The organism is Mycobacterium sp. (assembly GCF_035603715.1).
Taxonomy (GTDB): Bacteria; Actinomycetota; Actinomycetes; order Mycobacteriales; family Mycobacteriaceae; genus Mycobacterium.
Genome location: NZ_DATNJW010000708.1, coordinates 1 through 5632, shown reverse-complemented (window position 1 = coordinate 5632; position 5632 = coordinate 1). Strand labels below are relative to the sequence as shown.

Annotated in this window: 7 protein-coding genes; 1 reads left to right on the top strand and 6 read right to left on the bottom strand. The window is 67.0% G+C overall.

All coding sequences use genetic code 11. From position 1 onward, the window contains the following. The 3 genes from VN856_RS28510 to dxr form a co-directional block, all read right to left on the bottom strand. A partial coding sequence (locus tag VN856_RS28510; RefSeq protein WP_325695573.1) for a flavodoxin-dependent (E)-4-hydroxy-3-methylbut-2-enyl-diphosphate synthase occupies positions 1 to 538 on the bottom strand: 538 nt, incomplete at its 3' end. A gap of 14 nt (positions 539 to 552) precedes the next feature. Further along, positions 553 to 1758: a M50 family metallopeptidase gene (locus VN856_RS28505; protein ID WP_325695570.1), complete on the bottom strand. Its 1206-nt coding sequence runs from the start codon at positions 1756 to 1758 to the stop codon at positions 553 to 555. Next, complete coding sequence (gene dxr / locus VN856_RS28500; protein WP_325695578.1) at positions 1755 to 2939, bottom strand: 1-deoxy-D-xylulose-5-phosphate reductoisomerase; 1185 nt, start codon at positions 2937 to 2939, stop codon at positions 1755 to 1757. The genes VN856_RS28505 and dxr overlap by 4 nt, the downstream gene beginning before the upstream one ends. Positions 2940 to 3008: 69 nt before the next feature. On the opposite strand from dxr, the gene VN856_RS28495 reads away from it, so the two are divergent. Then, a complete protein-coding gene (locus VN856_RS28495; RefSeq protein WP_325695567.1) occupies positions 3009 to 3263 on the top strand; it encodes a DUF2631 domain-containing protein in 255 nt (84 codons plus the stop codon). Here the strand turns inward: VN856_RS28495 and rlmN are convergent. The 3 genes from rlmN to VN856_RS28480 form a co-directional block, all read right to left on the bottom strand. Next, positions 3256 to 4353 carry a 23S rRNA (adenine(2503)-C(2))-methyltransferase RlmN gene (rlmN, locus tag VN856_RS28490; protein ID WP_325695564.1) on the bottom strand — a complete coding sequence of 366 codons (1098 nt, stop codon included), beginning with the start codon at positions 4351 to 4353 and terminating at the stop codon, positions 3256 to 3258. The two genes, VN856_RS28495 and rlmN, sit on opposite strands and share 8 nt — an antisense overlap. Before the next feature lie 12 nt (positions 4354 to 4365). After that, positions 4366 to 5280, bottom strand: a complete 915-nt coding sequence (locus VN856_RS28485; RefSeq protein WP_414687077.1) for a phosphatidate cytidylyltransferase — start codon at positions 5278 to 5280, stop codon at positions 4366 to 4368. Between the two features lie 23 nt (positions 5281 to 5303). Beyond that, positions 5304 to 5632: ribosome-recycling factor (locus VN856_RS28480; protein ID WP_325695561.1), on the bottom strand; the 329-nt coding region annotated here is incomplete at its 5' end.

The window sequence follows — 5632 nt, the reverse complement described above, 5'->3', positions numbered from 1 at the left end:
CCTCGAACAGCGAGGCCTCCCACAGCGCCGACTCGACCAGCGCCTCCGGCGTCGCCTTGCCGTACTTCTCCATGAACCGCTTGTCCAGCGACCCGGCGTTGACGCCGATGCGGATCGGAATGCCCGCTGCGCCAGCGGCTTTCGCGACCTCACCGACTCGGCCGTCGAATTCCTTGATGTTGCCGGGGTTTACCCGCACCGCGGCGCACCCGGCGTCGATGGCGGCGAAGATGTACTTCGGCTGGAAGTGGATGTCGGCGATGACGGGAATCTGGCTCTTCGCGGCGATCGCGGCCAGCGCGTCGGCGTCCTCCTGGCGCGGGCAGGCCACTCGGACGATGTCGCAGCCGGTCGCAGTCAGCTCGGCGATCTGCTGCAAGGTCGAGTTGACGTCGTGGGTTTTGGTGGTGCACATCGACTGCACCGAGATCGGGCTGTCACTACCGACACCTACGTCGCGGACCATCAGCTGTCGCGTCTTTCGACGTGGCGCCAGCGTGGGCGCCGGGGCCGCCGGCATGCCCAGACCTGTGGTCACTGTTTGCCTTCTCCCTACTGGAAAAGCCGGATCGGGTTGACCACATCGGCGGTCACCGTCAACAGCATGTAACCGACCACCAGAACCAGGACTACGTAGGTTGCCGGCATCAGTTTGAGGTAGTTCACCGGCGCCGCAGCGACTTTGCCACGGGCCGCCCGAATCACGTTGCGCAGCTTCTCGTACAGCGCGATGGCGATGTGGCCGCCGTCGAACGGCAGCAACGGCACCAGGTTGATGACGCCGAGGATGAAGTTCAGCTGCGCCAGAAACAGCCAGAACGCCATCCATACGCCGTGGTCCACGGTGTCTCCGCCGATGATGCTGGCGCCGACGACGCTGATCGGGGTGTCCAGCGAACGCTCCCCGCCGCCGATCGCGTGGATCAGCGCGCCGACCTTGGTCGGAATCGCGATCAGCGACTTGCCCAGCAGCACAGTGAGATTGCCGGTGAACGTCAAGGTGCCCGGCACCGCGCTGATCGGGTTGTAGTGGGTGGGTCCGGCCTGGGTGCCGACGACGCCCATCACGCCGACGTTGGCCGGCTTCGCGCCGTCCTTGCCGTTGCCGACCCAGCGCTGCTTTTGGGTGATGTCGACATATTTGGTCATCGTCTGGCCGTTGCGCTTGATCACGACCGGAACCGTGCCATGCAGTTTCTGCACCACGGCCGCCATGTCGGAGAAGTCGGTCACGGGGGTGTCGCCGACCTTGAGCACCACATCGCCGGCCCGGATCCCGGCGGCCGCCGCCGGCCCGTCACCCGTGCACTTTTCGAAGTCGCCCTGCTTGACTTCCGCCGCTGCACAGGCGGTTTGGCCGATGACCGCGGTGGGATGCAGATTCGGCAGCCCCCAGGTCACCGCGATCGCGTAGATCAGCACCAGTCCGATGACGAAGTTCATGCCCGGCCCGGCGAACAACACCGCGACGCGCTTCCAGGTCTTCTGCTTGTACATCGCCCGGTCGTCCTCGTCGGGCTGCAGCTCTTCGACCGACGTCATGCCGGCGATGTCGCAGAAGCCTCCGGCCGGGATGGCCTTGAGACCGTATTCGGTCTCCCCGCGACGGGTCGACCACAGGGTCGGGCCGAAGCCGACGAAGTAGCGGCGCACTTTCATGCCGGTGCGCAGTGCGACCCACATGTGGCCGCATTCGTGCAGCGCCACCGAGATCAGGATGGCGAGCGCGAACAGCACAATGCCGATAACGAACATCATCGAGTTGGTAGAACCTCCTGTGTGACCGCCTGCCGGGCGTATTCACGGGCCCAGCGCTGCGCGTCGAGTACGTCTTCCACGGTAGCGGGTTCTGCGGCCCACTGGTCGGCGGCGCTCAGGACATCGGCGATTGTTCGCACGATCGCCGGGAAACCGATCCGGCCGGCCAGGAACGCCTCGGCGGCCTCTTCGTTGGCGGCGTTGTAGACGGCGGTCATGCAGCCACCCGTCTCGCCCGCTTGCCGGGCGAGCGCGACAGCGGGGAAAACCCGGTCGTCCAGCGGCTCGAACTCCCAGGTCGACGCGGTGGAGAAGTCGCAGGCCGCGGCCACGGCGGGCACCCGATCCGGCCAGCCGAGCGCCAGCGCGATGGGCAGTTTCATGTCCGGCGGGCTGGCCTGCGCGATCGTCGAGCCGTCGGTGAACGTCACCATCGAGTGCACGATCGACTGCGGATGCACGACGACGTCGATGCGGCCGTACGGAATGCCGAACAGCAGGTGGGCTTCGATGAGCTCAAGCCCCTTGTTGACCAGCGACGCCGAGTTCAAGGTGTTCATCGGCCCCATCGACCAGGTCGGATGCGCGCCGGCCTGCTCGGGTGTGACGTGTTCGAGGTCGGCAGCCGACCAGCCGCGGAAGGGCCCGCCGGAGGCAGTCAGCACCAGCTTGGCGACCTCGTCCGCGCTTCCGCCGCGCAGGCATTGCGCCAGCGCGGAGTGTTCGGAGTCAACCGGCACGATCTGGCCGGGCTTGGCGGCGGCCAGCACCAGCGGGCCGCCGGCGATCAGCGATTCCTTGTTTGCCAGCGCCAGCCGGGCCCCGGAGGCCAGCGCGGTCAGCGTCGGCTGCAGGCCCAGCGCGCCGACCAGCGCGTTGAGCACGACATCGGCCTCGGTGTTCTCGATCAGCCGGGTCGCCGCGTCGGGTCCGTGGTAGGTGACGTCACCGATTGCCTGCGCGGCGCGCTCGTCCGCGACGGCGAGGTTGGTCACCCCGGTCTGGGCGCGCTGTTGTGCCAGCAGGTCCGGATGGCCGCCCCCGGCGGCCAGCCCTACCAGCTCGAAGCGGTCGGGGTTGGCGGCGATGACCTCGAGCGCCTGGGTGCCGATGGACCCGGTACTGCCCAGCACCAGGGTCTTGAGGCGGCGGTTGGACACCCCTTCATTGTGCCGCGCCACCGGCGCGCCCGACGAATCCTGATGTGCCAGAATGTGCAGGCATCCCGATCCCAACCCGAGGAGTTTGCCGTGGCCAGTACCGAGGTGGAGCGCTCCAGCGGGGTCGATGTCGCTGACGTGCCGTCGGCAAACTGGGGCTGGAGCAAAATCAACTACCGCAGCTGGCACATCACCGGGCTGCTGATCATCGTTCTGCTGGTGGCCTTCCTGGATGGCAACCATGTCGGCAAGGTCGAAGACCTGTGGGTGATCGGCTTCGCACTGTTGGCCGCCTTTTTACTGGTGCGCGACTGGTGGGGCCGTCGGCGCGGCTGGCTCAGGTAGGCAACTCAGCGGCGAGCTGACCGCACGCGGCGGCGATCTCGCGCCCCCGGGTATCGCGCACGGTGCATGTCACGCCGGCTGCGCGAACCCTTCGAACGAACTCGCGCTCAACGGCTTTCGGGCTGGCATCCCAGTCGCTGCCCGGTGTCGGGTTCAGCGGGATCAGGTTCACGTGCACGAGCGGGCCCAGTGCGCGGTGCAGTCGCTTGCCCAGCAGGTCCGCTCGCCAGGGTTGGTCGTTGACGTCGCGGATCAACGCGTATTCCACCGACACCCGCCGACCGGTCTGCTCGGCGTAGTAGTGGGCGGCATCCAGCGCCTCGCCGACGTTCCACCGATTGTTGACCGGCACCAGGGTGTCGCGCAGTTCGTCGTCCGGGGCGTGCAATGACAGCGCCAACGTGACCCCGAGTCCCTCGTCAGCGAGTTTGCGGATGGCCGGGGCCAGGCCGACCGTCGACACCGTTACCGACCGGGCCGAGATGCCAAATCCGTTCGGTGGCTTCTCGGTGATGCGGCGTACCGCCGCCAACGCTCTGGCGTAGTTGGCCAGCGGCTCCCCCATGCCCATGAAAACGATGTTGGACAACCGGTCGCCCCACTCGTCGCGCAGTGCCGCCGCCGCGGCGCGCACCTGCTCGAGGATCTCCGCGGTCGACAGGTTGCGGGTCAAACCACCCTGCCCGGTGGCGCAGAACGGGCACGCCATGCCGCAGCCGGCCTGCGACGAGATGCACACCGTGTTGCGCTGTGGGTAGCGCATCAGCACTGACTCGAAGGTGGTGCCGTCGACCGCCCGCCACACCGTCTTGCGGGTCTGGCCTTCGTCGCACGTGACCTCGCGGGCGGCCGTCAACAGCTTCGGGAACAGCGCCTCCGTCACCTGGCCGCGGACCCCGGCCGGCAGGTCGGTCATCTGCTGCGGATCGGCGATCAGGCGGCCGTAGTACTGATGCGCCAGCTGCTTGGCGCGAAACGGCGGAAGGCCCAGCGCGGTGACGGCCTCCACGCGCCCAGCCTCGTCGAGGTCGGCCAGATGACGAGGTGGCAGCGCGCGGCGTGGTGCATCGAAGACCAGTTGTTGCTTCATCCGCTGCGGACCTTAGGGCAACAGGGTAAGGACGGTCCAGGTGGCCACCGCCGACGGCAGCGTTCCATCGAGCCGATCCATCAGCCCGCCGTGGCCGGGCAGGATGCGACCCATGTCCTTGATCCCCAGGTCGCGTTTGATTTGTGACTCCACCAGGTCGCCGAGAGTCGCGGTGGCCACAATCGTCAGGCCGAGCAGTAGGCCGATCCACGCCGGCTTGTGGGCCAGCAGGGTCGCGGTCAACGTCACCGCAGTGATCCCGAAAAACAGCGATCCCGCCAGCCCCTCCCACGATTTGTTCGGGCTGATCGACGGGACCATCGGATGCTTGCCGAACAGCACGCCGACGGCATAACCGCCGACGTCAGAAGCGACCACCCCGATCATCAAGCAGAACACCCGGCCAGAACCATTCGGCGGATAGACCAGCAGCACGCTGAACGACGCGAACAGCGGCACCCAGGCCGCCAGAAAGACGGTGGCAGCCATGTCGCGCAGGTAATTCCCCGACGGCGAATCAGCGGATCCCTGCGGCGAGGAGGTGGCGCCAAGCGCCAACCTCCAGAACATGCAGACCACAGCGGTCACGCCGAAACCGGCCAGTGCGCCGGCCGCGTGGTAGGGCCAGGTCAGCCAGATCATCAGTTGGCCGCCGACCAGCAACGGGATGACCGGAATGATGTAACCGGCTTCGCGCAGACGGCGCACGACCTCATGAGTCGCGACGGGCATAGCCATAGCGACCAGCAGAACCCAGAGGTAGCGGTCCCAGATCAGGATCGCCACGATCGTAAACGCGAGCGCGGCACCCACGGCGATCGCCGCCGGAAGATTGCGGCCTGCCCGCGACTTCTTTTGCCGGCCCTTTTGGGGCTGCTCCACCGTGCCCTCTGCCGGGCTGTCTGCGGGGGTGTCAGTCTCTGCCACGGACGTCGTCTGCTGAGCGGCCGTTAGACCTCCAGCAATTCGCCTTCCTTGTGCTTGACCAGGTCCTCGATCTGAGTCACGTATTGCTGGGTTGACTTGTCGAGGTCCTTCTCGGCCCGCGAGACCTCGTCCTCGCCGGCTTCGCCGTCTTTGCGAATCCGGTGCAATTCCTCCATCGCCTTGCGGCGGATGTTGCGCACCGACACCTTGGCGTCCTCGCCCTTGGCTTTGGCCTGCTTGACCAGCTCGCGACGGCGTTCCTCGGTCAGCTGCGGCACCGCGACCCGGATCAGCGTGCCGTCGTTGGTGGGGTTCACCCCCAGGTCTGAGTTACGGATCGCAGCCTCGATGT

Coding starts and splice junctions, on each gene's coding strand:
- VN856_RS28505 (WP_325695570.1), bottom strand. CDS start 1,758: ATGATGTTCGTTATCGGCATTGTGCTGTTCGCGCTCGCCATCCTGATC.
- rlmN (WP_325695564.1), bottom strand. CDS start 4,353: ATGAAGCAACAACTGGTCTTCGATGCACCACGCCGCGCGCTGCCACCT.